The sequence below is a fragment of the Marinococcus tarijensis genome (genome assembly GCF_054971385.1).
Genome location: NZ_JBQOJA010000021.1, coordinates 26,534 through 52,188, shown reverse-complemented (window position 1 = coordinate 52,188; position 25,655 = coordinate 26,534). Strand labels below are relative to the sequence as shown.

Genomic DNA, 25,655 nt, shown 5'->3' with positions numbered 1-25,655 from the left:
AACCCCTTTGAAGGGTCGTTATTTGTTGCCAGGGCCGAACGTATGGGGATGCGTTCGGTCTTTTTTGATATATGCGCGTAACTAAGGGGATGTGATAGATGATCACTCTCTGTGTACTTACATAGTAAATGAACTATGTTAGTTAAAGCAAGAAAAAAGTTCATGAATAGAAAATAATCATAAAGAAATTCCATTTTATTACATATAAACGGTAGACATTTGTATATGCCTTTGATACGATAATAATAGAGAAAGGAGGTGAGGAAAGAGTGATTGAGGAATTACGAAACGTTCTTGCTTCTCTGTTAGCCATCTTCATGATTTATAGTACATGGCTAGATATTCAAGAGAAAAAAGAGCGGAAAAAGAAAAAACGCCCCTCTCGGCGAAAGAGGAAGCGTTACTAAACCAAGTGGGGGAGAACTTCTCCCCCTATTCCTTAATCACAATATATCATGAAACCATTACTACGAGAAGTATTTACCAAAGAAAAGCTGTTTGTCTTTGCCACGGTACTGTATTTGTACACGATGGACTGGAACCATATTACGGTGATGAACAAAGTGGTACTCGGATTAACGGGCGTAGTGTTTGCTCTGATCGCTTATAAAGTGATCCGATTCGATCTCCCGGAAAGGAAAGAGGGGTAATGATGGAATTACAAGAACTCGAACAGACCATCCGGGAGCATTGTTATTCGTACCAAGAAGCAATGGATCTATTGGGGATCAACCGCCAACGGTTAAATCGGTTGATCCTCGATCACAAACTCCGGAATGTGGACCACCCGGGAGCCAAATTGCTCTGGAAAGAAGATGTACACGCCCGTTTGGATTCTGTGGGATTTGTGAAGATTAGAAGTGATGCTAAGTATCAAACGATCAACCATGCCATTGAACAGTATATTGAAGCAGCGAGACGGTCACTCCGTAAAGAACACGAAGGGGTGGAGGAAGATCCAGGGGAAGATATTGTACAGAGTGAATTGGAGGCGTTTCGTGCGTTAGAGGATGCTTTGGGCGTTCAAGGTCTCCAAGATACTCGCACAGATAAGATTACGGATTTGATTGTGGATAGCTATTTTCATGAAGCCCCTGAGCAGGAAGTATACAATTATATTTACCGTACCTTTTTATCTAAAAATCCTATGGTATAATCAAGCTGAATTAATAAAATAACCAACTTAAGAAAATGTGAAGTTGGTTTTATTAATCACTTGAATGTTTATACAATGGGTGAGTAGAGACTACTGCCGATAATACACATTACGTAAACTACGGTTAACGGAAAAAGCCTGTTAAATAAGGATTCTTCTATATACACCGGAGTTCTTCTCTTTGATGAGAAGAACTTTTTTTATACATTTATCTCATTTATCATTGATAAAACGGGAAAAAGGTATGTATAAATGCTATTTCTTTTAGTTAACATAATATTTTCGGGTTTTTCGGGAATGATAGAGGGGGTGCATAAATGCTTTCGAGGATCTGGGGAAACAGGAGAAGGGAAAACAACAAAATGTTAACAGAATCTTATTGATAATTGAAATGCAAACGAGTACAATTAAAAATAAACAAAAAACAAGCCCAGAGCGGGAACTCTGGGCTACGGATGAAAGACCACCCCAACCACGAGAAGGTCTTTCGCACAAAACGTATTTGATGTTATTATACCCTGCTTACATAAAAATATGCAAGGGTTTGGTTCGTAATATCAAAATTAACGTGCGAATATAATCTCGGGGCGGTCTTTCTACCATTTGTTTTTTGCAAATGATGTAGGAGGGCTTTTTTATGGACATTTTAGATTTATTACGAGCAGACGGGAGCATTGTGGTCAATAAGCAGCTTGCTCATGAGATTGGATTAAACGAAGCTGTTATTTATTCGGAATTAGTAAGCCTGTTTAAGTATTGGAAAGATCGAAATGAATTAACAGACGAAGGCATGTTCTTTTGTACATATGAAAATCTGGAGAGAAATACAACCATTCAACAAAAGACAGCTTCTCGGGCGATTACTCGCTTAGAGAAATTGGGATTGATCGAGAAAAAGAGACAAGGATTACCTGCCAAAACCTATTACAAAATCACCAATAGCATTTATGATTTATTTCAACTGCAAGAAAAGAAAAACAAGAGTGGACAAAATGACCAATCTGATAATGACGGGGGTTCTAGCGTTAAAAATGACGAAAAACCCCGTCACATCCAGAGTGGTCAAAATGTCCAATCAAGAGAAGAAGATTTGTCCAATCAAGACTGGTCAAAAAGTCCACGTAATAATACTAGATCTAATAATACTAGAATTAATAATACTAAATTAAATAATCAATCCATCAGTAAGAAGATTCAAAACTATAACTTTGGAGAAAAACTCCAAGGATGGTTATTAAAAAATCATGATCGATTGACGGATGATTATCTGGAATCTATATCAGAATTTCATGAATTAAATCTTTTAACCGAAACGCAATTCATCGGTGTATTAAGTAATGTTTTTCAACAGAAACAAATTCGTGACTTTTCGGCATATCTTCGCCGGTCATATTATGGCAAGGTAGAAGAAGGATCTCACCCAGAGAATCAAGAAGTGCATAACACAGAGAATACCAGAGATATTATTCCAAAGTGGATGGAACAGAAGTATGTCGAGGGTTCATCCGAGGTATCAGAGGATAGCCGAAAGACATTTGAATCTATGCTTGCCGAACGTGAAAAACGAAAGGCTCAGGCAGTGGATCAATTTTTAAATGAGTAGGAACCTGTGTCGTTTGTATATCTTTGGAGGATCTAACCCTCATTCATATTCTTAAAATTGCACAGAAAGGCAAGGAGGTGGCAATGTCGATGGGCATCACCATATCATTTGGGATTCAAAAAGGAGGGGTGGGAAAGACCACCACCACCTCCATTACGTCTTACCTATTAGCCAAAGATGCCAAAGTGTTAGCCATTGATTTTGATTCTCAGGGAAATCTCACAGCCATGCTTACCGGGGAAAATATCTATAATTTTACGGGAAAATCTATACTTGAAGCCTGCCAAGAACGAGATCCCAAACCGTACATATACCCGGTGCATGAGAACTTGCATGTCTTGCCAGCTGAGGATCATCTGGTGACGTTTTCTCGATATGTCTCTCAATACTGGCATCAAGGGGATACAGAGACTTCTTTTCATGTGTTGCGTGAAACAATTGAGAGTGTCAAAAATGACTATGATTATATTGTCATTGATCTCCCTCCCAATGTTGGCGATCAAACCTTGAATGGCTTGACGGCATCCGACTATGCGGTGGTACTGCTGCAGAGTGATCCGTTTTGCTATGATGCGTTGGATAGGTACTTAGAGATCCTCGCAGAAGTCGTAGACCGAGCAAACCCAGATCTCAAAATGGCAGGGATTTTAACGAGTATGCTTGATGCTCGAGCCAGTCTGGATAAGGCCATCTTAGAGCAAGCACGTACCGATTATGCCGATCGGGTGTTTGAAACGGTTATTCGCCGGAAAAGCCGGATTAAAGAGTTTTCGATCTCTGGGGTGACCGATCATACGAAATTAGATCGAGAAGCATTAGAAACTTATCAATCTTTTGTGAAGGAGTTGAAAGCAGTTGTCCAAAGAAAATGATTTTAGAGACATGCTAGGAAAGAAAAATAAAAGTAGTGATCCAGAGAAATCACAAGAAGCAAAGAAAGAAGTCATAGAATCGTTAAATCATGAGAGAAATGAAGAAGAAGATCAAGAAACCAAGAAAGATTCCTTACTCCCTTCCAGAAATACAGACCGAGTACAGCGAACAAAGACGAACCTCACGATTTCCGAAGCGTTGTATAAAGAGTATCGTATGGTTTCTCTCCGTTATGACATCCCTACCTATGAATTAGTAGAAAAGGCAATGGAAAGGTATTTAGAGGAATTACAAGAAGCCGAAAAAAACAACGAATAATGATATATTAGAACTGGTCAAAATTGGAAGTAGCCTGTACGATATGCATGTAACACTTTGGGGGCAATATTGTATAGGAGGTATTGATGTGGCTATCACAGAAGAAACACTACATCGCATTTTAGAAAATCAAGAAGAAATCATGAAGAAATTATCAAAGTTAGAACAGTATAATCAGCATGAGATTTTTGAACTTAATCATATAACTATGCAGACAGAAGAAACGCACAGTCATATTAAAGGGAAAAGATTAAACAAAAACTCATTCCATCGGTTTTCTGTCTCTCGATAAGAGAGGAAAGAGATCGCCTACGGGCGGTCTTTTTGTGCATTGTAGAAACGAACATACAGGAGAGATAAATCAATGATCTTTACGCAAATCACCTATGATATAGGTTCGCTGACGGATTGGTTTTCAGCTATTGGAACGTTAGCAGCGGTCATCGTTGCTCTGTATTTGGCGAGAAGAAGAAGAAAACCACTCGCCCATGTGAAAGCGGATATTGCTCATTATGTCTCATCAAATGGGCAAATCTACGACAAGAAAATCAGTGCGAAAATTATTAATATAGGAGAAATGCCTTTCACCGTAGAAGCCTGTTCCGTAGAGACAAAGAAAAAACAATGGATTGCCTTTGCAGATGGATCTCATGAGGTAAAAGGGCTGTTAAATCCCGGGGAACAGAAAGAAGCGATATTGGATTATTCTCTTATTAAAGAACAGTTTTTACGTGATGGGTTAAAAAAGAAGAAGATTAACGTATTTTTCCGAGATTCAACTCGAAAACGATATAGGGCTAAATTACAAGTGGATTTTCATAAAGAGTAACATCCTTTGCCTGGAGCAAGGGATTTTTTTATGGCGAAAAATTAACAAAAAATTGTATAAAAAGACTTTAACTTAACTTTTTGTTAATGTACGATGAATTTAGAAAGTTAACGAAAGGTTAACAAATTACATCAATCAAAGGGGAAATGAATTATGTTAAGCATCTGGATCGGACATTTAGGAGCCTACAACGCAGGGAGATTAATCGGTCAATGGGTAGACCTTCCGGTAAGCCCAGAAGAAGCCCAGGAAGTCGAACAGGAGTTAATGGAACAGGCCGAGGATATTTGCGAGTTCGGGGATGAATTTGAAGTCATGGATATATCAGTGCATGAAGATCTCAAATATCTCTATAATGAGCTTTCCGAAGAAGGAATGAAAGAATTAAACGATCTGGCTCATTACTTTGAAACCATGATAGCCCAAGGACATACCCTGCAAGATTTCATGTTAGTGTATGCCACGATTGGAGATATTGAAGATACCAAGCTCGTGATCGATAATGAAACTCATATCATTCTGGATGATGTATATACCGAGGAAGATCTCGGGCGAGCAGCGATTGATGAATTGGAAGTCATGCAAGTGCCGGATCATTTAGAAATGTATTTTGATTATGAGAAATTAGGGATCACCTTAATGACCGAGGGATGGAAGATCAATACCGATCAAGGAAGGGCAATATCTACCGAGATTTAAGAGAGGGTTGTTCTCTCTCTTTTTTTACCTAAAAAATTAACAAAAAGTTAATTAAACGACTATGAAGCGAAGATTGTGCGAGATACGATGAACGTACATTAAATCGAGAGAGGGGAAATCATCATGTATATCACGCAATTAGAAGAAACCGAGCAAAAAAGGATCAAATCAGAAATCATGGAAGCCTTAATGGATCTTGGTTTGGAAGGAGAAGAGTTTGATGAAGCTTTAGAAAATGCAATGGATAGCAAATTGGTGGATCTGGAAGATCTGATATAAAATTAACTTTTTGTTAAAAAAAGACTTTAAACTGAATAAAATGCGGTGTACGCTGACTGCGAAATAAATCAAAAGAAAGAAGGTTATTATGGCTAATACTGAAATTGAAAACATCATCATTGTTGAAGGAAATCAAGAGATCGACTTTCAAGCCCAGCGTTGGGCGGTGAAAGTCTTGTCGGTCAATGAAAGCGAGATTGAATACATTCATCCTTTGACTGAGCAGGTGCAGGTTCATGCTTGCGAAGTTCATGGCGGTGCAGCGATCATCTTCGCATAAACGAGGGAGATAAATTCTCCCTTTCTTCTAAAAAAATTCCAATAAACGACTATGAAGCGAAGAAAAAGCGAGATACGATATACTTAGAAATTAACAAAAGGTTAACAAATCAATGAGGGGGCAATCATCATGCAACAATTTAACGCAACACACAAACGGAACGGAAATGAAGCAATCGTTCAGTATCATACAGATGGAACCATTGTTGTGAAAAAAGCAGATGGCACAGAAAAACAGGTCAAAGAAAATACGATCAAACGTTGGTACGAGATCCGAAGTGAAATCATTCCAGAAGAACCTAAAGAAAAGAAAAAAGGAGATAAGCGAAAGAAATTGACCGAGGAAGAAGTAGTTGAAATCCGACAAAAGTTTGCTGAGGGACAGAGCAAAGCTTCATTGTCCAGAGAATATAAAATGAGTTATAGCGGTATTCATTGGGTATGTAATCGAAACACCTGGGCAAATCTTGAAGGCACAACGTAAACAATATTACACATGAAGGAGTCGAAAAGATGAAAATTAATGATATTCGGAAAATGATGTATTTTTTCGCTAAAATTCTGGGGGATGTAAACGCAGTAAAAAAAGGAAAGGTAGGCAAGAGGGTGCAAAGAAGAGTGGTTGGCAAAATGGCAGGTCGTACTCTTTGGGGGAAGTGGTTTAAATGAATAATGATTTTGTGAATTTCTTCTCAGATCCAGGTAATTATATTGTACCCTTAGTAACTTTGATTGTTCTAGGTATTAACTTAATCGCTGATTACTTAAAAAGACAAAGTGAATTTAGAAAAGAAATTAATAAAATACAAATTGATTACAAAATCGAGCTCATACATGGCTCAGTAAAACATATAGAAGAAAATGCTAGAGAGATGAGGCATGCGGTTCTTGAATCAAAGAATAGATTAAATGACTTTGATGGGGAAAGAGCTTTACATGCAATGGGAAACGTATTGGCAGAGCTAAACAAATTGCATCCCTTTGTTAATGGTGAACTAAAAAGTCGGATTAATAATGGTATAAAAGAATTTGAAAAGCTTAATGGAAAAGGATATAAAAGAAACGAAGTAATTCAAGAAGTAAATAACTTATCTACTATTTTCTTCAATCTATCTAACTTAGTCGTCAAAAATATGGATGAGATAATTTATGAAAGCACAAAGAATAGTAAATCTACGACTAAAATCAATAGCTTCACTTCGAGTTTAATCAATGCCTTAATTGTAGTAATATTTGCGGTCATTTTAAGTATATTTTTTCAGTAATAACTAAGAAAGGAAAAATAACGATGAGTGATTTCTTTACCAATCCATCTAGTTACCTAATAGCTGTAACTACTTTAATAGTCTTAATAATTAACTTATTCGCAGATCGTTTTAAAAGAAAAACTGATTATGAAAGAGAATTATCGAAATTAAACCTAGAAAATAGATTTAATGTATTTAATGATTCTATTATTCGTTTACAAGAAAAGAATAACGAATTAAATAAAAAAGTATTAGAATCGAATATTGAAAAGTTTTCTGGTAAATATGAATTTATATATTTAGGAAACGAAGTCTTTTTAGAATTCAATAAGCTTTCACGTTTTATAAAAGATGAAAATTTGAAAAAAGATATTGAAAATTTAAAAGAAGCTTTCAAAAATAAAACATCTGAAGAAGAAATTTTAATGGTAAATGTTGCAGATATTGCTTGGTTATCAGTTGAAACTGAAAAATTAATAGTACGTTTAGTAGAAGAAATGTTGCCTGCTGAGAAAAGTAAAGCGAATATATATACTAGGGAAACAATAGAATCTCACAATTTTTGGGTAGCTATATTCCGTTCGGTAATTATAACAGTATTAGGGATACTCATAGCAGTATTTGTTTCGAGAGGATTAATTTATTTATTTTTTGGATAACTGTTTTTACCAAACAGTTATCTTTTTGTTTATTCATTAATAAAGAAAGAAAGGAAGAAAGGAAGAAACAAGGAAAAGTTAAATAATTTTTTGCAAAAAAAGGTCTTTCCATCTATTCACTTAACTTTTCCTTAATTTATCCTTTTAAAATTAAACAAAAAGTTGTAATATGGACTTAGAAATTAACAGATAGTTAATTTTAGGGCAATCAACTGAAAGGAGATTTGTATGGAACGGAAAAATGAAGGGATTATGGATTTCTTTGAATTTATGTTTGGTGAAAAGCCAGTGCATGTTTGTGATATGGATGAGGGATTGCATACCGCCTTCCGTCAACTGGATCGTCAAAAACATGAATTGGAAGAAGTTAAAGAGGAACGTCAAGAACAATTAGCGAAACTCATGCAAACCAAATTAGAAGAAGAATTTGAAGGCAGAGAAGAAGATCTTAGAACCCAGGAGGAAAACCTTGTGCAAAAACTCCGGGAGAAATATCGAATAACCGAGGACTTAGGAGCATTAATTGTAGATCGGCAACATGGATCAGTATATAAAATCAAATAAAGAAAGGAAGAAAGAATGATGGAAGGCATTCAACAAACCGAGCAAGAGATTCGAGAAATTCAAGAAACCACTGGTGCTTCTCTAGGCGAGATTCTTCAGAAAGCGAAAGAATTGCGTGAGAGCGAATGCCAGACGAATTAACCGAGTTTGTTCAAAAGCATAAGCCTTTTATTCGGAGCACTGCTCGCAGATATGGCGGTGGTGCTCTGGCGTTAAAGGCGATGGAGCAAGAAGATCTCGTACAGATTGGATATGAAGCACTAGTGAACTGGTGGAAGGAAGAACAACCATCGATGAAAGCCAAATCAGCGATTGCGATTGCGATCCGTTCAGCCGTAGAGCGTTCTCCCGAACAAGTGAAAGTTCGGACCACCGTTTTTCGTTGGCGAAATTATATCGTTAAAAACAATTTAGAGCGTGAAAGCTTTGAATCGTTGTACCAGTATATTCGTTCTTTAGAACCCCGGGCGACAAGAGAAACCGTCAAAGAAGCTCATATGTTAGTCCAACAGGGTGTTCAGTATTTAGATGCCAAAATCAGTATAGGCGAAACGATGAATCTCCATGAAGTGATCGGAGAGGTAGACGACCGTACGGTGATGGATGTTGAACAGTTCTTGCAGCTGTTAAATGATCGAGATCAACAGATGGTACGAGCATTAATGAATGGAGCTTCTGGAGCCGAAGCCGGAAAAATGGTAGGGATCTCTCGCAATCAAGTGATGCGGATCCGTAAACGTCTGCAAAAAATGTATGAATCCTATTTTCACGATCAACCGAAAGGGGTATTATCATGACCGATTTATCGTATTTGTATAGTGAAGGGAACAGCATTCCCGACATAGCGTATCAGTTAAATTGGACCGAAAAAGATGTTCGCCGGGAGTTGAATGGATGGATTAAAAAGCTACGGATCACGAAAGAGCCGGAAAAAGATGAATTTTTTGCAGTGCAAGACCGAGTGAATACCTTTGGTGTTCAACATGTAGCCCAAGAATTGAAATCGACTTGTACTACAATCCGAAAATATTTCAATGTGGGTACAGATCTAACTGTACGATCTCCAGATGTATCATGGAAGAATCCTGATGTGTGTAAAGAATGTGGCTCTCGCAGTATCCGAAACATGGGGAGACACATGGACACCATGCTACGCCCAGATTCAACCTACACTGAAGCTGTCAGTCTGGAAGCCAAGTATTGCCCGGAATGTGATAATGAATGGGATTATCATACCGATAGTGGCTATATTTTGCCCGTACAGTGGGAACTCATTAGTTAATAGGAGGAAGATGAAATGATTAATCGAGCAGTATTGGTAGGAAGATTAACGAAAGATCCAGAGTTGAATTACACACCAAATGGGGTGGCCGTAGCGAACTTTACTCTTGCGGTCAATCGCCCATTTAAAAATCAGCAGGGCGAAAATGATGCCGATTTTATTCGGTGTACCGTATGGCGAAAGATTGCCGAGAATACCGCCACCTATCTCGGAAAAGGAAGCATGGCAGGGGTCGAAGGGCGAATCCAAACCCGGCAATTTGAAAATGACGAAGGGAAACGGGTGACCATGGTGGAAGTTCAGGCAGAAAATGTGCAATTTTTAGATACCAGGAACAGTTCTGGAAACAAACAGCAAGGGCAACAAGGACAGCAGAAGCAACAGGGGCGGAACAATCAATCGAACGATCCGTTTGCGGATAATGGACAACCTATCGATATATCCGATGATGATCTTCCATTTTAGGTCAATAGACCTTACCTATATCAGAGGAAAAAATTTTTTGAATAAATAACAACGAAAAATTAATTTATCTATTTAAAAAGTAAACAAAAGATTGTAAAATGTGACATGCGATTACTCACGTAGTTATAAAGTTGTAATTAGTAGGGGGCATTCATCATGCAACTATGGGAAGCGATGTCGTTGCTCGTTCGTTCGGGTGGTTATGTAACGAATCGAAAAGGCAAGTTAAAAATTACCTTCGATACCGAGAGCAAAAAGTTCAAAAGCAATAAAAAAGGATTATTCCGAGATCGAAGCATGTATTCCGATGGGTGGTTCCATCGGAAAGGGGATGAGGATCACATTCGCCTTCATGTGCCTAAAGAATTGCTACAAGATAACCATAGTGGCAAATGGAAAAGTGATAACCAAGGAATATATAAAGTTTTATATTTGAGTGAATCGAGAGAAGATTATTATATTCGCCGATATGAAACTCAACAAACAGAAATTATACCGAAAGATAAGATCGAAAACGATGATGAGGTGGAAAATCCCAATGTCCAATAGAAAAGAGGTGAGTTACATGGTGTAGCTCACTTAAATTCATGAAAAAGGAGTTTTTGACATGGCAGGATGCACAGATTATCTGTATGCCGATAAAGTATTGGTGGTGCGAAATTTTGAAGATCTTTCGCAAATTTATTGTACTTCAGGCTTAGACAGTAGTGAAACGTATGGCACACAGGGAGATTATTGTTATACCGATTACTATGATGGTGGGAAAGGCTTGAAATATAGTGATGGTCAATATGATCGCCGGTATCGCAATATCGAGGTAGGCGATTCGACAGGAATCCTTTATGATATGTACCTTTATTTCGCTAGAACCAAAGGACAAATATCCAATGGGTTAGCCTATGCTTATGTTCGCAGAGATACCGATTTGGATCATGATGGTGGCACAACTCGTTTATATGAAGGTGACAGAGTTTTCTTTGGAGAACCCCAGGCATATACTCGAGGATCTGGAACTGGACGTTCTTGGATTCGTTGTTGGGGATATAGCCGAGGTACAGGAGCCGTTCAAGAAACCTATGGCGGTTATGTATTAGATCCGTATTCTAACAGCACTGCGTATTGGCGATTGACCCGTCAATAATTATTAGGTTTCAAGGAAGGAAGAAAGAAAAGAAGAAAGGAAGTTATTAATGGCAGAACAAAAAGTAATTGCAGTATCTCCAGAAATTTTTGATAAGCGTTTGACGGAAACCGTAGATCGAGCACGAAAGATCATTGATACTCGATTGAACAATGCAGGGGCAGATGAACATGCCGAAACGGAGAATCTTTCCGAAGAAATCTCGGCATTTGTCGAAAGGAATATCTCTTACCTCATTGAATCCTTCACTACGACTGTGGAGGAAGTATCGGCAGATGATGTAGCCGATGCGGATAAGGCTGAGGGTGCAAAGCATGAAAGTTTAGATGTTCTCGGTCTGGGAGCAGAAGAAAAAGCAGAATGTTTAGATTGTGATGAGTAAGTGAATGAGCGATAGAAGTCCTGGATCTGCCAGGGCTTCTTTTTCGTTTGTAATATTAACTATTTGTTTATCTAAAAATTAAAATATGATACGATACGGTTGTAAAGGAAATAAGAAAAAAAGAAAGAAAGAAATCAAGAAAAAAAGAAAACAAGAAAACAAGATTACTTTAATAAGGCGGTTTAGAGAGAATATTTTTTTTGCTTGTTTATGGGGTTTTTCGCCATTTTTTAAAGATAATAGGTAATTCATTTGTTGTTTTAGGAACGTGTGTTCGTTAAAATAAAAACATTCAAACAGAACGAAAAACAATAAAAAGTTAATTTGGTCAAGGGGGAGTTTGCATGACAGCGAATAGCAGCCATCAAGAGGTGACAGGTTTGATGGAAGAATTAAAAAAAGAAACGGGGATGGAGCCACAGTTTAATATTCGCCAGTATTTGGAGGATGCAGTGAATCAAGGGGTTATCACCAAAGAAAAGTGTGCAGATCTTCTGGTAGCTTACTTTGAACCAGAAGCAAATGAATGGATGGTAAGTGATCTAAAAAAAGAAGCCTGACATAGAAAAAGAGAGCCAACTAGGATGATTGGCTCTCTTTTTTATGGCGTTTTTCATGAAGAATATAGGACAAAATATCTTTGGTTTTTTGAATATCTTCCTCATCTAGTTGTGTGCCTTCCCAATTCAATACGTTTTTTTCATTGAGAATTTCTGTGAAATCAATATTGGTTTTTTCTTCTCCGATAATCTCTGAAACCGTCAGATTATATAAATCTCCCAGTTTTTGAAGGTTTTTAATCGAAGGTTCATTCCTTCCTTTTTCATAATACCCATAGGCTGATTCGGTAATTCCTAAATATTCGGCAATGTCTCTTTGACGGTAGCCTTTAGATTTTCGGATCGTAGCTAATCGTTTGCCTAAATCGATTGGTTGATATTCATTCATGTTCTAGCCCCCCTATTGGCTATGCATTAGTGATCTATAATCAAAAAGGATTGTATTCTATTGGATCTCTTGGTGGTAGATTTCAAAACATAATTATCTACTCTTAAAGCTATGATACAACCTTTCGTTGCTATTTAAAAGCAAAAAAATAACTAAAACTTGGAAAAATCCAACAAAAAATGATTTCTACGGGTTGAAAATTAACAAAATGTTGGGTTATAATATTAACAGAAAGTTAAGGGAGGTGATCACATATGAAGCGAACGCAACTCAAAGAAATCCGAGAAAGCAAGAATTTAACGCAGGCAATGGTTGTGGATCTGCTCGAAAAACAAAAGAATATTTCCATCACAAATGCTTATTTCTCGCAGATTGAGAGTGGTAAGAGGGAAGGCAAATTATATGTATTGTTTGCTATTGCTGAAATCTTAGATACCGATTTCCAAGGCATTTTCTACCCGTACCAAAATGACCATACGTTAATAGAAGCATAAAATTTTTTTCTCATAGACTTAACTTTTTGTTGCTTTTTATCAATTTGATTACAAAATAAAAACCCACGCCGGGCAAGCGTGAGTTCGAGATCTGTATAGAACGTTGAACTTATTATAACACGTATCCCCTCGGGGTTCACAAAGGAGAGATCCCAATGAACAAGATCAAGGATATGGATTTTACAGAGAAAACAATGTCGGTGCTGATGATTTTATCTTGTCTGTTTGTCATGTACGCCGGAGCCAATCCGATTCAATAAAAAAGGAGCGATGAATCATGCAATTAGAAAATCCAATGGTATTACCGAACAATGGTGGTCGTTTTGAATATGATAAGGAAGATCCCGAGGTGTTAGGCGAATGCATCATGACGGGCGAAGATATTGTGGAAGGTGATGATTACATCGAGCTGTTAGATGGTTCCTTAATGTTGGATGAATTAGAAGCCATGAGGGAGTACATCAAGAGCGAAGGCGGTTCGTTTGTATCTGGACAGTAAAAAAGCCGAATCGTGGGGACGATCCGACTTTTCGATGAAAAAGAGTGCTCTCTTTCAATATTAGCGACACTTTTATTGTAAGAGAGCGATCATAAGAATGCAAGGAGGACAATAAAAGTGCAAACAGCGTTATCGCAAGAACAGATGGAGCATCGGCAGTGGTTACAGCAACGAAAAAAAGGCATCGGTGGCACAGATATTCCCGGCATTTTAGGGATCAGCAAATACAAGTCGCCAATCCAGGTGTACATGGATAAAATGGGCGAATTGCCGGATCAAGATCTGTACGAAGTGGATGAAGATGGAGCGTTCCTCGGAGGGAATGAAGCAGCGTATTGGGGCAACAAAGACGAAGATACGATCGCCAAAGAGTTTTCTCTCCGAACAAAGATGAGGGTTCGCCGGAGAAATGAAATGTTTGTTCATCCGGATTATCCGTACTTTTTCGCCAACGTGGATCGGGTGATCGTGGGCAAAAAAGAAGGATTGGAATGCAAGACGACTTCGGCCTTTCTGCATGGCGAATGGAAAGATGAAGTTATACCTAACCAGTATTTCCTGCAAGTGCAGTGGTATCTGGGTGTGACTGGCTATGAACGGTGGTGGATCGCCGTTCGGATCGGGGGCAATCATTTCATTCATAAAGTGATCGAACGGGATGAAGAATTGATTGCCATGCTGTTTGAGCGAGCCGAGGACTTCTGGAAGAACCATATATTAGCTGAAAATCCCCCGTTGATGGATGGATCAGAGGCGAGCACCAAATTGCTCGAGCATATGTATCCCGAGAGTAAGCAGGAGCAGGCAGTATTGCCAAACAGCGTTCTCGATAAAGTGGAACAGATTGATGCCTTGAAGGATCAAATCGCAGAACTGAAAAAGGAAGAAGAAAAGTTAAAGAACCAGATCAAAGATGAATTAGGTGAGAACGAAGAAGGCACATTCGAGTATTCGCCACGAAAAGTGAAATGGAAAACGGAATTTTATAATCACTTCGATAAGAAGCAACTGGCGAAAGATTACCCAGATCTCGTTGAGAAATATACCGAACAGCGTACAAAACGACCATTCAAAATATAAAAAATAAAGGGGCATATACCAATGGCACAAGCAGATCAGTTGAAAGATCAGATTAAAGAGAATCAGCAGTCACAGCAAACCGAGAGTAAGCAATCTGGGCAAGGTAATGGCGAAGTTGCCAATCAGAATGAAGGCAAAGGAGAAGAACGGAACACCGTTAAAGGGATGATCCAGAAAATGGAGCCGGAGATCAAAAAGGCTCTCCCTCAACACTTCTCAGCCGAGCGAATGACCCGGTTGACCCTTACAGCCGTAAGAAACACACCAAAACTCGGAGAGTGTGATCCGTATTCTCTCCTGGGAGCCATGATGCAATCGGCACAGTTAGGTCTGGAACCGAACACACCGTTAGGGGAAGCCTATCTGATTCCTCGGAAAAACAAACAACGGGGGATCATGGAAGCGAACTTTGAAATGGGCTACAAAGGGCTGTTAAGCCTGGCTCACCGTACCGGAAGGTTTCGGATGATCTATGCTCACGAAGTTTATAGAAACGATGAATTTGAATTTAAGTTAGGGCTTCACAAGGATGTGCATCATGTGCCTGCGGATATACCGGAAGGCGATCCTACGTACTTTTATGCTGTCTATCATCTGGACAACGGGGGCTATGACTTTGTGGTGTGGTCGGCAGATCGGATTAAACGCCATGCCGAGCAATACAGCCAATCGTATGGATATAGCAGTTCTCCTTGGAAATCGAATTTCAATGCTATGGCAAAGAAAACCGTCTTGAAAGATGTTCTCACGTATGCACCGAAAAGTACGGAGTTTGCTCAACAGTTTGAATCCGATAACTCGGTCAAACGGGAGATTAACCCGGATATGGGCGAAGTGCAGGATGATGCGGACATCATTATGGATGTCGAACCCGAAGGTCAACAGGAAGAAGGTTAATCCCCTTCTTTCTATTGGCAAAGGGTGAGTGTTATGCCAGAGCAATATATCGGGGTGGAGAGCAATGATCCTAAATTTACGATGATCTATCACCGATTCATGGATGACGAAGGCGAATTGTTTCAGACGGTCTATGAAAAAATGGTGTTCTTCCAGTTACGGAGATATGCCAATAACGAAACGAGTGAAGCCTTTCCTTCGATCAATCGACTAGCCGGAAAATGTTTCTGCAGCAACCGAACCATTCAACGATCCTTGAAGCAGTTAGAGGATCGGGGAGTGATTCGGATCATCCGGCGAAAGACCGATGATAATCGAAATCAAACAAGCGTTTACCAGTTAATCGGGTTAACCGATGCCCCTCAACCGGATGGTGACACACAGTCATCGGGGGGTGACACACAGTCAGGGGGTGGTGACAGAGAGTCACCCCGGGGTGTCACACAGTCACCCGAACTAGACTCACTAGAACTAGACTCTCTGAACTATACTCACGAGAACTCTGATGATGATGATAGGGCAACCGATTATCAGATGAATATGTTCGATCAATTTGTCACCTGTATGGGGAAGCAACCTTCGGGGTTAGTTGCCGAAGAGTTGTTTGCTTGGGTGGATAAAGACGGGATCGAAGAACGAGCCATCAATCTTGCTTTAGAGAAAACCGCCTTAAATAATGCTGGACTGAATTACTGCCGGGCGATTATTAATAATTGGTTGAAGCAAGGCATTACCACCTTAGAGGAAGCTCAAAAGCAAGACGAAGCCTATCAGCAGAAAAAACAGAAGAAGCAGGGAGGATCGAATAACCATGGAAAGCCTCAGCGATTATCTTCAGAAACAGACTACAACGCCATTCTCCGTAACCGAGGGAGCAACGTATCGTTGTGACGGTTGTGGCGAGACGGTTCATGAAAAACAAATCCCTATTCTGGGTGGCGAACGCAAAGGAGAAATGAAAACCATTAAGCAGTTCTGTCGATGTGAAGATAACCAGATCGCCCAAGCGATTGCAGATAACAAGAAAGAACGCCGGAGACAAAAGGTGTGGGATTACTTCGATCAAGAATCTTTGATACCGGAAGATCTGCAAGGGGCTTCATTGGATAATTACGATCCGAAAAATGAATCACAGGAGGAAGCGTTAAAGGTGGCTCGGCGGTATGTTGAAACCTTTGGCGAAGAAGGGAAGCCTACGGATCTCATTTTTTCGGGATCATATGGGATTGGGAAATCTCATCTTGCTATTGGCATCACGAAAGCATTGATGGCAAAAGGCAAAACCTGTGTATTCATCGATGTGGAGCAGTTTTTAACATTAATCAAAGAAACGTATGAAAAGAGCAACGACAAAACCGAGAAAGATCTTTTTGACAAGCTTCATGAGGTCGATGTGTTAGTGCTCGATGATCTGGGCGTGGAAATGCCGGAAGAAGAACAGCGAAAAAGCCAATGGGCAACTCGCCAGATCTTCCAGGTGGCGAACAGCCGACAAGGCAAACACACCATCTTTACCACGAATTTTAGTTTGGAACATGGATTGGTGGATGTGGTTGGACCTCGGAATTTCAGCCGATTGATGAAAGGAACGTTCCCGGTAGAAATGACGGGGCCGGATCAACGCATCGAACAAAATCCATTTTTATAAGGAGAAGCCATGAAACATTATAACTGGCTTGTTACTTTCGAGGGATTTGGGGAGATCGAGATTAACACGATTGTCGATGATCCCCATCATGCCTTCGTAGCAGCAGAGCAATTACTTCCAGAGGTAGCAGAGCATCATGAAGTGACCAATATCCAAATGATTGCGAAAGGAGAACAACGATGAGTTATCCCGAATGTGCGATTGTCATGCAAGGGCAGAAGTTGAATGAAGCAGAGGAATATCAGAGGGTCGAGCGAGTAGAGCGAAATATGGAACGGTTTCGGCAAGCCGAAGCCTATTGGCAACAGAAGGAGGGTGTGCGGTGAATATCATTATCCAACTATTATTTATTGGGCTGATTCTGTTTTTCGGCATTGGTGTCCTCGGAGAGCAAGACGAAGAGAAAGCAAAGATGTGGGGCATCATTGTGCTGTTCAGTGTCGTGGCTCTGTGTATTTCTACATGGGTTCTATAAGGATTAGGTCGTGAATGGATAAAAAATGGCACAGGCAAGCCGAGACAAATTCCTGTGCCTATGTGTCTACCAAGGTTAGGAGGGCAATCATGAAAGGATTACAAAAAACCGATCAGATTATCGGGATGTTATTAGGGATACTTATTGCCGGGAAGCATGGGATCGTGCTGTGGCAACTCGTTCATCAACAATCAGCATCGGTGGACTTGGGGGATCTCTTAATTGTGTATGCCATCGCCACGATTGCCGGCATGGAGATCCTTCGGCGTGAAGGGAAACGATTTCTCCGAAAGGGGGAAACCACTGATGGAACTGGTGACAGGTAAGTATTATCAAGCCACGTTGATCTATACCGAAGGAGGATATAAGCACACACCGAAACAAGCGTATATTCTTCATGTCGGTCATACCCATGCTCGGTTTTACGAAGATCAGGCGTTGCAGTCCTTCATGGGGCAGTTTCCTCTGGAATGGTTTAACGGGTTTGAAGAAATCGAGCCTGTACCACCAGATGAGGATCAACAGCAGGAAGCTCCTGCGGAATATCTCGAACAAATCACGTTATTTTGAAAGGAGCATATCATGGAAAATACTATTGACCGTACACATTACCGGGGGCGTGTTGCCTGGGATACCATCAATCATTTTAAGCTTAATTTCAATCTCGGCAATGTGGTGAAATACACCTGCCGATCTGGGGAGAAATCTGGATTAGAAGATCTGTACAAAGCGAGGGATTACTTAAACGATGAGATCCGAAAACAGGAAAACCGAGAGGAAGCCCGTGAATATGGATATTGAAGTGAACGATCACGTTCAACGATTTTATGTAGCGATCGCAAGCGAAGAGAAATGGAAGCCCATGCTCGGGTATCGGGTGGACGTTGGCGATTACCAATTTTGTGTCGCCCCTATTGGTGACATTGTACGGGTGGCCGAAGTCACTTCGGGAGCAAGAATCATGGATCTACCTTTTCAACAGGTAGTCGATCCATCCATGCCGGAGGATGCAAATATAAGCCCATGGATATATAAGATTGGTGAGCAAATCCGGGAAATGATACGAAATATCGATGCTTTGGATAAGATCATTGCGAATAAGCGACAAACCATGATTGCTCTGTTAGGGGATAAGCCCGGAACGGAGCATGTGAAGGCGAATGAGATTTAAAGAAGTAATAGGGAGGGGATCATATGGAATTACACTTTTATACAACATGGAGAAATGTAGAAAAGCTCTGGGCAGGTAAAGAAATCAATGTATGGCTTAAATATGTTGCTAGTAATATGGATGTTCATATCAGTTTAAATAAAGCACAGTATGATATAACGCCGACAGACACGCCCCATCTTTTTAATGTCATCAGTGAAAACAAAATGCTAAAAAGAAAGATATAGTTATTTATCTGTATCAACAAATAAGATAATAAAATCTAACTTTTATGGAGGTTAATTATGAGTAGTAGTGAAAAATCTTATTTTCTTGTTATACATGAAGGTGAGAGTAATGAATTTTATGGCGTTCGAGAAACTATTGATTTTTTGAAAAATGCACTTCATATGGATTTAGACGAAGAAGCATTAAAATATATTCTTCTTCATATGGAAATCGGGGAATACGAGAAGATAACTGAATATCGTTTTGTATTTTGTTTATATGCATAATTGATAAAACCTAGCTTTTATAAGGAGCGATAATATGAGTGCGAATGATCACATGACCGCAGAAATGAAAAAACATCAACAGGCAGAGGAATTATATCGGCAGGTGATGAGGGATTATTCCAAGCAGGGGCATCGGGAAATGCTTCGAGAAGATTTTGCAGATATGAATGGGATGAGCGAAGACGAAGTGGAAGAACTCTTTGATCTGATTGATGAAAAAGTGAAAGCCGAACATAAAATATAACCATTGAAGGAGGAACGTATGGAACGAATATCGATCATGATTTTAACAGGGTTAGTCCTACTGATGTATTTTGCTTATGGCATTCAACAAGGGGAGATCAATAGCAATGCCTGGGTGGATCTTGTCATGGTGTTTAGCATGGCCTTAGCAAGTGGTCTGGGGATGCCAGCATTTATAGAATTTACCAAAGAAAAATATGAAGAAAGAAAGAAAGGAAGAACGTAAGATGGAATTTGTAGGCTTAGACGTATCAACAGCAACCGGGGTCATTCGATTAAGTGAAAGCGGAGCATTAATCAGTGAAGAAAAGATTGAGGAAAAAGGCAAAGATCCGTATCGGATGATGCGATTGATTGATCGGATCATGGAACAAATCGAGCCGGATGATGTGGTGGCGATTGAAGGATTCGGATTTAGTTCCCAGAAGGGATTCATCCTCGGAGGGATCGGGTGGAGTGTTCGCATGAAGCTGTTAGAGCGAGGGCTTCCTTATTTGGAATGCTCTCCGGGAACGTTGAAGAATTATGCCGGGATCGCCGGGAACAAAGGCAAAAGCGATATGATCTTGGCGGTCTATGACCGTTTTGGATATAGGCAATCCGATGATGATCTGGCTGATGCTTATGTGCTTGCCGAGTTAGCCAGAGGGTATCATGGCAAAGCCAAGGTGTTAAAACCACAGGAGAAGGCATTACAAAAGGCAACGGAAGTAAAGCCGGAGAAGGGGAACATCAATCAGTAAAAAGGTAGGGGATTTCCATGAGTACAATGGTTCAAGAGCCGAAAGGAAAAAAGAAAAACCAGATCGAACGAGCGATTGAATATCATTTGCGTCATTATCGTACGTATTTGGTAGGAATCAAAAACTTAGAAAAGCAATTAGATTGGATCTTACCAAGTGCGATTTCCAGTTATGATATGACCGAAGGTGGAGGATCAGGCTTTTCAATTAAAAGTACCACCGAAGATTTTGCGATTGACCGTATTGAATCCAAACGGGCGTTAGATATTCATGAAGAAAAGGAACGATACGAACTCATTGTGCGTTCGATTGATGCTGCTTTGGAAGATCTCGATGAAACGGAGAAAGCCTTTGTAAAATGTCGGTATTTTGAGGATGAAATGATCGAAAAGTGTGCGTTGCAGTTAGGGTATGCTCGTACTTCTCTCTATGATGTTCGCCGGAGGGTGATGGATCGGTTGATGATTAGTTTGAAAGGGGTTTTGGAACTCTAACCTAGTTTTGACCGACAAATCGTGAACGATTTCCGTACGTTTTTCGTTCTCAAAGCCCTTATTATGATATTGTAGCCAAATCAATGCCCCCTATTATTGGTTTGACTGAAAGGCCATTCGCTTAGAGCGAGTGGTCTTTTTATATACATAAAGGAATGGAGGGGGAGAACACATGGATGATGCATTGGTATCGTATCAAGAAAAGAACATTGATGATCTCCAGGGGGCAGATTATAACCCTCGGAAAGAATTAAAACCGGGAGATAAAGAATACGAGAACCTGCGGAAATCGATTCAAGAGTTTGGCTATGTTGAGCCGATCATCTGGAATAAGCATACCGAAACGGTGGTTGGGGGTCACCAACGCATGAATGTTTTAAAAGATCTTGGTTATGAAAAGATTACGGTTTCGGTTATTGATATAGATGAACAAAAAGAAAAAGCCTTGAATATGGCGTTAAATAAGATCTCCGGGGAATGGAATGAATCCATGCTGAAGGATCTCCTGTTGGATGTAGACACCGGGGATTTTGATATGGATCTGACAGGCTTTGATGAAAGCGAAATTGAAAAACTCATGAATAAGTTCGCCGATGAGGAAGAAGAACGCCCGGAAAAGACATTCACCGAAGAATTGATGGAAGAACACAATTACGTGGTGTTGTATTTTGATAATCAAATGGATTGGCAGACAGCTGTCGATAAGCTCGGGATTCAGACGGTTCATGCGAAAGATAGCAAAGAAGGCTATGAACGTGCCGGGGTCGGCAGAGTGATTCGGGGCGTAGATGTTGTTGAAAGGCTCGATTAAAAGGGGGGGATCGTGATGAAAATTGTGACACCAAGCTATAAACGGGCAGGAGAAGTCAAAGCCGAGCAGTTATTTGGGGAGAGTTTAACCATAGCTGCTCATGAATTTGAAGCGGATGCTTACCAAGAAGCCTATCCGAAAAATGAAATCATGGTGCTCCCGGATGATACTCGGGGCAATATGGCAAAGGTGCGGAATTACATTCGGGATCATTGCGAAGATCGGTATTTGGTGATGTTGGATGATGATGTGGAAGAAATCGGCTTTCATGAAGATATGCAACGGAACCCGATTGGTTTAATTACCATCATGGACTTTCTCGAAAAGGGCTTCCAAGTCTGTGAGGAAGTCGGCACGATTCTCTGGGGGCTTAATCTTCAAGCCGATCCGAAATTCTACCGAGAATACAGCCCATTTAGTTTTCTGACCCCGGTGTTAGGACCGTTCAGTTGCCATATTGTCACGAATACCAAAGAGGTTCGGTACGATGAGCGATTGGGGTTAAATGAGGATTATGATTTTGCTCTCCAGGTGCTTCATAAATACCATAAGATTTTTCGGAACAATAAATATTATTATTTAGCCGGACATCTATCCGAAGCCGGAGGTTGTGGAGCGTATCGTACCTTAAAGCATGAACGGGAACAAGCAGAAATCATGGAAAAGAAATGGGGAACAAACGTGGTGCAGTATAACTTTGCAAAAACCACGAATCCTCGATTGAAAGTTCCATTGAAAGGGATTTGATAGAATGGTTCAGCCAGTACCAAAGCCCAACCATAAGCGGAGGAAGCCGAAAACGGGAGATCGGAATAAGTTTTCGGATAAAGTAAGGAAACAGATCGTTGAAGTACAAGGAAGATGCCAAGAATGCAAGAAAGCAAGCATCGAAGAAATCCACCATGTAAGGCCGAGGTCATTAGGAGGGCGAGGAGTTCTCACCAATGGCATCGGTCTTTGTCATGTCTGCCATCAAAAGATTGAACAGGATCAAGCGTTGAAAACCAAATGGCAAGAGAAATTTCAGATGTGGTATGGCGAAGATTATTACAAAGATGAGTATGATCGGAGGGATCTACGATGAAATGGTTTGGCGTTGCATTAGCCGGAGGTAGTGGCGAACGGTTATTCCCGATTAGTCAGGGGGATCGCCCGAAGCAATTGGTTGAAGTGGAAGGGAAAACCCTCTTACAGCAAACATTAGACCGTATGAATCCTATCATTCCGAAGCATATGCAGTTCATTACGACCGTAGATGAGCAAAAAGATTGGTATGAGGATTACCCAGGGATTCGATTAATCGAGCCGGAAAAGAAAAATACCGGGGCAAGCGTGATTTATTCAGCGACAGCCATTCATGCTTCCTATGGCGAAGGAATCATGGGGATCTTCCCCTCGGATCATTATGTACGGACCGAAGATGAATCGATCTTCCAAGAGAAAATTCGTGAAGCGTATGAATTAGCCGAAGCCACCGGGGAGATCGTAACCCTCGGGTTTCAGCCTACCTATCCGTCAACCGGGCAGGGATATATTAAACCGAAAGGGGATCGGGTGGAGAAATTCATCGAGAAACCTCCACAGGAATGGGCAGATCTCTTTTATCAGTCGCATTTATGGAATGCCGGGATCTACATCGGACCGATTGATACGTTCATGGAAGAATGTTTAGCCCATTATCCATCCATTCCCGAGCATATCGTAAGTGGATTTACCCAACATCGATTAAATGAAGCCTATGAGCTTCTTCCAGAGATCTCGATTGATAAAGCATTAGGTGAAAAATCCGATCGGTTGAGAGTGATTCCCGTTCATGCGGAATGGTCGGATGTTGGCAATCTGGATCGGTTCTCGATGATGTATGCCAAAGATCATGAAGGCAATACCATGAAGGGATCGCATGAGGTGATCCATGGTTACGATAACTTTTTATATAGTGAAGATGATATGAGGATTACGACCATCGGGGTGGATGATCTCATGGTGATCCAGAATGGCAATGACATTATCGTGTGTCCTCGGGAGGATGCGGAAAAGGTGAAATACATCGAAAGGAGGGGTGATGGATGAGCCGACCAAATAAATTGACCGATGAGGTACAGCGAAAGATCGTTCAAGCGGTTCAGATTGGCAATTATATTGAAACTGCAGCGGCTTATGCCGGAATTGATAAATCAACCCTCCATCGATGGTTAAAACGGGGAGAGCGTGAAATTGCCCGGACTGACGGGGATAAGCCCAAAAAAGTAAAGCAATCCGAGGAACCTTATGTAGAGTTTTGCAACGCAGTAGAGAAAGCCATGGCAGAATCCGAAGTGAATGATGTTACTCGTCTATTCAAAATGTCGGATGATCCGAAAGTGATTACGTGGCGGTTGGAGCGAAGGTTTCCAGAACGATGGGGGCATAAGCAAAAAGTTTCTGCCGATGTGGAGCATAGTGGTCACATTGAACATGAAGATGTATCGCCAAAAGAAAAGCTCAATGACCAATTGCAACGGATTCGCAAGCGAAAAGCCAAGGATGAGTAATTGTGGCTCACATCGAAGATCTGGCATCACTGACCGATGAGGAATTAGCCGAAGTATTCAACTCATTGAGCGATGAAGAAGCCGAGCAATTGATCTATGATTGGACCTTCTGGGCGAGAGCGAATCAATTAGCCCCGGAGGGAACATGGCGAACATGGTTATTGTTAGCCGGGCGTGGCTTTGGGAAGACCCGTACCGGGGCAGAATACGTGAAAGAAATGGTGGAAGCCGGAGAAGCGAAACGGATTGCCTTGATTGCACCGACACCTGGGGATGCCCGGGATGTCATGATCGAAGGGGAATCCGGCATTAAAGCTATTTCCCCACCTTGGAATTATCCGTATTATGAGCCATCCAAACGCCGGATCACATGGCCGAATGGAGCAATGGCAACCGTCTTTTCGGGATCAAACCCGGAGCAATTACGTGGTCCTCAACATGATTTGGTGTGGGCAGATGAGTTAGCAGCATGGAAATATCCGAAAGATACATGGGATAACATGAAATTCGGGTTGCGTCTGGGGGATCATCCTCATGCGATTGTCACGACTACGCCGAAGCCGATTCCATTAGTCCAAAAATTGGTGAAGATGGATAGTACGCATGTAACCAAAGGGAGTACCTTCGATAATCAGGCGAACCTTGCGGATGAGTTTATCGATGAGGTGCTTTCCGAGTATGAAGGAACCAAACTCGGGCGACAGGAACTCTATGCGGAGATCCTGGATGATACCGAGGGAGCGTTATGGAAACGAAACCAGATCGAAAAGTTACGAGTGAAGAAACCTCCACACCTGCAACGGATTGTCGTTGCTGTTGACCCGGCAGTAACCAGTGAAGAAGATTCCGATGAAACCGGGATTATTGTTGCCGGGATTGGTACAGATCGCAAAGGGTATCTCCTGGATGATCTCACAACCAAAGGATCGCCGGATGAATGGGCGAAAGTCGTGGTGGATGCGTATCATACATGGGAAGCAGATCGAATTGTGGCTGAGGTCAACCAAGGAGGGGATCTGGTGGAAAGTCTGATCCGTACAGTGGATAAAAAAGTACCGTACAAGGGGGTACATGCCACTCGGGGAAAATATACGAGAGCCGAGCCTATATCAGCCTTGTATGAGCAAGGGCGTGTGAATCATGTGGGATCTCATCCGAAGCTAGAGGATCAGATGACGACATGGGTTCCTTCGACTGGCGAAAAATCTCCCGACCGGGTGGATGCTACGGTTTGGGCGTTTACGGATCTCATCCTTAACAAGAAAACGAAGTCTAAAGTCAAAGCAAGTACGGTATAAGAAATTTAACAAGATGTTAAGAAAGAAAGGAAGAAACCAAGAAAGGAGGGATA

The 25,655-nt window shown here is 40.9% G+C and carries 49 protein-coding genes; 48 read left to right on the top strand and 1 reads right to left on the bottom strand.

Annotated features, from left to right (window positions below; genetic code table 11):
* Positions 1-269 precede the first annotated feature (269 nt).
* The 24 genes from ACTTK7_RS12275 (at position 270) to ACTTK7_RS12160 (ending at position 12,336) form a co-directional block, all read left to right on the top strand.
* On the top strand, positions 270-407 hold the full coding sequence (locus ACTTK7_RS12275; RefSeq protein ID WP_462868374.1) for a hypothetical protein: 138 nt from the start codon (positions 270-272) through the stop codon (positions 405-407).
* Between the two features lie 48 nt (positions 408-455).
* The gene (locus ACTTK7_RS12270) at positions 456-650 is read left to right on the top strand and encodes a hypothetical protein (RefSeq protein ID WP_462868373.1); all 195 of its coding nucleotides are present in this window, start codon (positions 456-458) and stop codon (positions 648-650) included.
* A gap of 2 nt (positions 651-652) precedes the next feature.
* Positions 653-1,156: a hypothetical protein gene (locus ACTTK7_RS12265; protein WP_462868372.1), complete on the top strand. Its 504-nt coding sequence runs from the start codon at positions 653-655 to the stop codon at positions 1,154-1,156.
* Between the two features lie 637 nt (positions 1,157-1,793).
* On the top strand, positions 1,794-2,759 hold the full coding sequence (locus tag ACTTK7_RS12260; protein WP_462868371.1) for a helix-turn-helix domain-containing protein: 966 nt from the start codon (positions 1,794-1,796) through the stop codon (positions 2,757-2,759).
* 89 nt (positions 2,760-2,848) lie between these two features.
* Positions 2,849-3,631: a ParA family protein gene (locus ACTTK7_RS12255; RefSeq protein ID WP_462868370.1), complete on the top strand. Its 783-nt coding sequence runs from the start codon at positions 2,849-2,851 to the stop codon at positions 3,629-3,631.
* A complete protein-coding gene (locus ACTTK7_RS12250) occupies positions 3,615-3,950 on the top strand; it encodes a hypothetical protein (protein ID WP_462868369.1) in 336 nt (111 codons plus the stop codon). The genes ACTTK7_RS12255 and ACTTK7_RS12250 overlap by 17 nt, the downstream gene beginning before the upstream one ends.
* An 88-nt stretch (positions 3,951-4,038) precedes the next feature.
* Positions 4,039-4,242: a hypothetical protein gene (locus ACTTK7_RS12245; RefSeq protein ID WP_462868368.1), complete on the top strand. Its 204-nt coding sequence runs from the start codon at positions 4,039-4,041 to the stop codon at positions 4,240-4,242.
* Positions 4,243-4,314: 72 nt separating this feature from the next.
* Positions 4,315-4,779 carry a hypothetical protein gene (locus ACTTK7_RS12240; RefSeq protein ID WP_462868367.1) on the top strand — a complete coding sequence of 155 codons (465 nt, stop codon included), beginning with the start codon at positions 4,315-4,317 and terminating at the stop codon, positions 4,777-4,779.
* A 153-nt stretch (positions 4,780-4,932) separates the two neighbouring features.
* Positions 4,933-5,478 (top strand): antirestriction protein ArdA, encoded by a 546-nt coding sequence (locus tag ACTTK7_RS12235; RefSeq protein WP_462868366.1) that lies wholly within the window; start codon positions 4,933-4,935, stop codon positions 5,476-5,478.
* A 123-nt stretch (positions 5,479-5,601) separates the two neighbouring features.
* Positions 5,602-5,757 (top strand): hypothetical protein, encoded by a 156-nt coding sequence (locus tag ACTTK7_RS12230; protein ID WP_462868365.1) that lies wholly within the window; start codon positions 5,602-5,604, stop codon positions 5,755-5,757.
* 88 nt (positions 5,758-5,845) lie between these two features.
* Complete coding sequence (locus ACTTK7_RS12225) at positions 5,846-6,037, top strand: hypothetical protein (RefSeq protein ID WP_462868364.1); 192 nt, start codon at positions 5,846-5,848, stop codon at positions 6,035-6,037.
* Positions 6,038-6,166: 129 nt separating this feature from the next.
* Positions 6,167-6,520 (top strand): hypothetical protein, encoded by a 354-nt coding sequence (locus ACTTK7_RS12220; protein ID WP_462868363.1) that lies wholly within the window; start codon positions 6,167-6,169, stop codon positions 6,518-6,520.
* 29 nt (positions 6,521-6,549) lie between these two features.
* A complete protein-coding gene (locus tag ACTTK7_RS12215; protein ID WP_462868362.1) occupies positions 6,550-6,705 on the top strand; it encodes a hypothetical protein in 156 nt (51 codons plus the stop codon).
* Positions 6,702-7,301 (top strand): hypothetical protein, encoded by a 600-nt coding sequence (locus tag ACTTK7_RS12210; protein ID WP_462868361.1) that lies wholly within the window; start codon positions 6,702-6,704, stop codon positions 7,299-7,301. Before ACTTK7_RS12215 ends, ACTTK7_RS12210 begins: the two co-directional genes overlap by 4 nt.
* A 23-nt stretch (positions 7,302-7,324) precedes the next feature.
* Complete coding sequence (locus ACTTK7_RS12205; RefSeq protein ID WP_462868360.1) at positions 7,325-7,942, top strand: hypothetical protein; 618 nt, start codon at positions 7,325-7,327, stop codon at positions 7,940-7,942.
* 228 nt (positions 7,943-8,170) lie between these two features.
* Positions 8,171-8,506 carry a hypothetical protein gene (locus ACTTK7_RS12200; RefSeq protein WP_462868359.1) on the top strand — a complete coding sequence of 112 codons (336 nt, stop codon included), beginning with the start codon at positions 8,171-8,173 and terminating at the stop codon, positions 8,504-8,506.
* A gap of 18 nt (positions 8,507-8,524) precedes the next feature.
* The gene (locus ACTTK7_RS12195; RefSeq protein ID WP_462868358.1) at positions 8,525-8,647 is read left to right on the top strand and encodes a hypothetical protein; all 123 of its coding nucleotides are present in this window, start codon (positions 8,525-8,527) and stop codon (positions 8,645-8,647) included.
* An 80-nt stretch (positions 8,648-8,727) separates the two neighbouring features.
* Positions 8,728-9,303: a helix-turn-helix domain-containing protein gene (locus ACTTK7_RS12190; RefSeq protein WP_462868357.1), complete on the top strand. Its 576-nt coding sequence runs from the start codon at positions 8,728-8,730 to the stop codon at positions 9,301-9,303.
* Complete coding sequence (locus ACTTK7_RS12185) at positions 9,300-9,788, top strand: hypothetical protein (RefSeq protein ID WP_462868356.1); 489 nt, start codon at positions 9,300-9,302, stop codon at positions 9,786-9,788. Before ACTTK7_RS12190 ends, ACTTK7_RS12185 begins: the two co-directional genes overlap by 4 nt.
* A 15-nt stretch (positions 9,789-9,803) precedes the next feature.
* Complete coding sequence (gene ssb, locus ACTTK7_RS12180) at positions 9,804-10,253, top strand: single-stranded DNA-binding protein (protein WP_462868355.1); 450 nt, start codon at positions 9,804-9,806, stop codon at positions 10,251-10,253.
* 156 nt (positions 10,254-10,409) lie between these two features.
* Positions 10,410-10,802 carry a hypothetical protein gene (locus ACTTK7_RS12175; protein WP_462868353.1) on the top strand — a complete coding sequence of 131 codons (393 nt, stop codon included), beginning with the start codon at positions 10,410-10,412 and terminating at the stop codon, positions 10,800-10,802.
* A gap of 58 nt (positions 10,803-10,860) precedes the next feature.
* Positions 10,861-11,394 carry a hypothetical protein gene (locus ACTTK7_RS12170; RefSeq protein ID WP_462868352.1) on the top strand — a complete coding sequence of 178 codons (534 nt, stop codon included), beginning with the start codon at positions 10,861-10,863 and terminating at the stop codon, positions 11,392-11,394.
* Positions 11,395-11,443: 49 nt separating this feature from the next.
* Positions 11,444-11,776, top strand: a complete 333-nt coding sequence (locus ACTTK7_RS12165; RefSeq protein WP_462868351.1) for a hypothetical protein — start codon at positions 11,444-11,446, stop codon at positions 11,774-11,776.
* 344 nt (positions 11,777-12,120) lie between these two features.
* Positions 12,121-12,336: a hypothetical protein gene (locus ACTTK7_RS12160; RefSeq protein ID WP_462868350.1), complete on the top strand. Its 216-nt coding sequence runs from the start codon at positions 12,121-12,123 to the stop codon at positions 12,334-12,336.
* 19 nt (positions 12,337-12,355) lie between these two features.
* On the opposite strand, the gene ACTTK7_RS12155 is transcribed toward ACTTK7_RS12160, so the two are convergent.
* Positions 12,356-12,724: a helix-turn-helix domain-containing protein gene (locus ACTTK7_RS12155; RefSeq protein ID WP_462868349.1), complete on the bottom strand. Its 369-nt coding sequence runs from the start codon at positions 12,722-12,724 to the stop codon at positions 12,356-12,358.
* Positions 12,725-12,978: 254 nt separating this feature from the next.
* Between ACTTK7_RS12155 and ACTTK7_RS12150 the strand changes: the two genes are divergently transcribed.
* The 24 genes from ACTTK7_RS12150 to ACTTK7_RS12035 all read left to right on the top strand — a co-directional run bounded on the left by ACTTK7_RS12150 (position 12,979) and on the right by ACTTK7_RS12035 (position 25,602).
* Entirely contained in the window at positions 12,979-13,218 is a 240-nt protein-coding gene (locus ACTTK7_RS12150) for a helix-turn-helix domain-containing protein (protein ID WP_462868348.1), read from the top strand.
* Between the two features lie 277 nt (positions 13,219-13,495).
* Positions 13,496-13,717, top strand: a complete 222-nt coding sequence (locus ACTTK7_RS12145) for a hypothetical protein (protein WP_462868347.1) — start codon at positions 13,496-13,498, stop codon at positions 13,715-13,717.
* 117 nt (positions 13,718-13,834) lie between these two features.
* Positions 13,835-14,797: a YqaJ viral recombinase family nuclease gene (locus ACTTK7_RS12140; protein WP_462868346.1), complete on the top strand. Its 963-nt coding sequence runs from the start codon at positions 13,835-13,837 to the stop codon at positions 14,795-14,797.
* Between the two features lie 21 nt (positions 14,798-14,818).
* Complete coding sequence (locus ACTTK7_RS12135) at positions 14,819-15,694, top strand: recombinase RecT (RefSeq protein ID WP_462868345.1); 876 nt, start codon at positions 14,819-14,821, stop codon at positions 15,692-15,694.
* Between the two features lie 33 nt (positions 15,695-15,727).
* The gene (locus ACTTK7_RS12130; RefSeq protein ID WP_462868344.1) at positions 15,728-16,585 is read left to right on the top strand and encodes a DnaD domain protein; all 858 of its coding nucleotides are present in this window, start codon (positions 15,728-15,730) and stop codon (positions 16,583-16,585) included.
* Positions 16,506-17,342 carry an ATP-binding protein gene (locus ACTTK7_RS12125; protein ID WP_462868343.1) on the top strand — a complete coding sequence of 279 codons (837 nt, stop codon included), beginning with the start codon at positions 16,506-16,508 and terminating at the stop codon, positions 17,340-17,342. Before ACTTK7_RS12130 ends, ACTTK7_RS12125 begins: the two co-directional genes overlap by 80 nt.
* A 9-nt stretch (positions 17,343-17,351) precedes the next feature.
* Entirely contained in the window at positions 17,352-17,525 is a 174-nt protein-coding gene (locus tag ACTTK7_RS12120) for a hypothetical protein (RefSeq protein ID WP_462868341.1), read from the top strand.
* 139 nt (positions 17,526-17,664) lie between these two features.
* Entirely contained in the window at positions 17,665-17,817 is a 153-nt protein-coding gene (locus ACTTK7_RS12115) for a hypothetical protein (RefSeq protein WP_462868340.1), read from the top strand.
* An 89-nt stretch (positions 17,818-17,906) separates the two neighbouring features.
* Positions 17,907-18,143: a hypothetical protein gene (locus ACTTK7_RS12110; protein WP_462868339.1), complete on the top strand. Its 237-nt coding sequence runs from the start codon at positions 17,907-17,909 to the stop codon at positions 18,141-18,143.
* On the top strand, positions 18,124-18,387 hold the full coding sequence (locus ACTTK7_RS12105) for a hypothetical protein (RefSeq protein ID WP_462868338.1): 264 nt from the start codon (positions 18,124-18,126) through the stop codon (positions 18,385-18,387). Before ACTTK7_RS12110 ends, ACTTK7_RS12105 begins: the two co-directional genes overlap by 20 nt.
* 12 nt (positions 18,388-18,399) lie before the next feature.
* Positions 18,400-18,618, top strand: a complete 219-nt coding sequence (locus tag ACTTK7_RS12100) for a DUF3310 domain-containing protein (RefSeq protein WP_462868337.1) — start codon at positions 18,400-18,402, stop codon at positions 18,616-18,618.
* A complete protein-coding gene (locus ACTTK7_RS12095) occupies positions 18,608-18,988 on the top strand; it encodes a hypothetical protein (RefSeq protein WP_462868336.1) in 381 nt (126 codons plus the stop codon). The genes ACTTK7_RS12100 and ACTTK7_RS12095 overlap by 11 nt, the downstream gene beginning before the upstream one ends.
* A gap of 23 nt (positions 18,989-19,011) precedes the next feature.
* Positions 19,012-19,215 (top strand): hypothetical protein, encoded by a 204-nt coding sequence (locus ACTTK7_RS12090; protein WP_462868335.1) that lies wholly within the window; start codon positions 19,012-19,014, stop codon positions 19,213-19,215.
* 57 nt (positions 19,216-19,272) lie between these two features.
* The gene (locus ACTTK7_RS12085; RefSeq protein WP_462868334.1) at positions 19,273-19,482 is read left to right on the top strand and encodes a hypothetical protein; all 210 of its coding nucleotides are present in this window, start codon (positions 19,273-19,275) and stop codon (positions 19,480-19,482) included.
* 34 nt (positions 19,483-19,516) lie between these two features.
* A complete protein-coding gene (locus ACTTK7_RS12080; RefSeq protein ID WP_462868333.1) occupies positions 19,517-19,726 on the top strand; it encodes a hypothetical protein in 210 nt (69 codons plus the stop codon).
* Positions 19,727-19,744: 18 nt separating this feature from the next.
* Positions 19,745-19,951, top strand: a complete 207-nt coding sequence (locus ACTTK7_RS12075) for a hypothetical protein (RefSeq protein ID WP_462868332.1) — start codon at positions 19,745-19,747, stop codon at positions 19,949-19,951.
* A 1-nt stretch (position 19,952) separates the two neighbouring features.
* Complete coding sequence (locus ACTTK7_RS12070) at positions 19,953-20,468, top strand: hypothetical protein (protein ID WP_462868331.1); 516 nt, start codon at positions 19,953-19,955, stop codon at positions 20,466-20,468.
* A gap of 17 nt (positions 20,469-20,485) precedes the next feature.
* Positions 20,486-20,962: a sigma-70 family RNA polymerase sigma factor gene (locus ACTTK7_RS12065; protein WP_462868330.1), complete on the top strand. Its 477-nt coding sequence runs from the start codon at positions 20,486-20,488 to the stop codon at positions 20,960-20,962.
* A gap of 172 nt (positions 20,963-21,134) precedes the next feature.
* A complete protein-coding gene (locus ACTTK7_RS12060; protein WP_462868329.1) occupies positions 21,135-21,773 on the top strand; it encodes a ParB N-terminal domain-containing protein in 639 nt (212 codons plus the stop codon).
* Between the two features lie 15 nt (positions 21,774-21,788).
* Positions 21,789-22,520 (top strand): GREB1-related protein, encoded by a 732-nt coding sequence (locus ACTTK7_RS12055; protein WP_462868328.1) that lies wholly within the window; start codon positions 21,789-21,791, stop codon positions 22,518-22,520.
* Between the two features lie 4 nt (positions 22,521-22,524).
* Positions 22,525-22,857 (top strand): HNH endonuclease, encoded by a 333-nt coding sequence (locus tag ACTTK7_RS12050; RefSeq protein WP_462868327.1) that lies wholly within the window; start codon positions 22,525-22,527, stop codon positions 22,855-22,857.
* Positions 22,854-23,843 (top strand): mannose-1-phosphate guanylyltransferase, encoded by a 990-nt coding sequence (locus ACTTK7_RS12045; RefSeq protein ID WP_462868326.1) that lies wholly within the window; start codon positions 22,854-22,856, stop codon positions 23,841-23,843. Before ACTTK7_RS12050 ends, ACTTK7_RS12045 begins: the two co-directional genes overlap by 4 nt.
* Positions 23,840-24,304 carry a hypothetical protein gene (locus ACTTK7_RS12040; protein WP_462868325.1) on the top strand — a complete coding sequence of 155 codons (465 nt, stop codon included), beginning with the start codon at positions 23,840-23,842 and terminating at the stop codon, positions 24,302-24,304. The genes ACTTK7_RS12045 and ACTTK7_RS12040 overlap by 4 nt, the downstream gene beginning before the upstream one ends.
* A gap of 2 nt (positions 24,305-24,306) precedes the next feature.
* Positions 24,307-25,602, top strand: a complete 1,296-nt coding sequence (locus tag ACTTK7_RS12035; RefSeq protein ID WP_462868324.1) for a DNA-packaging protein — start codon at positions 24,307-24,309, stop codon at positions 25,600-25,602.
* Positions 25,603-25,655 lie beyond the last annotated feature (53 nt).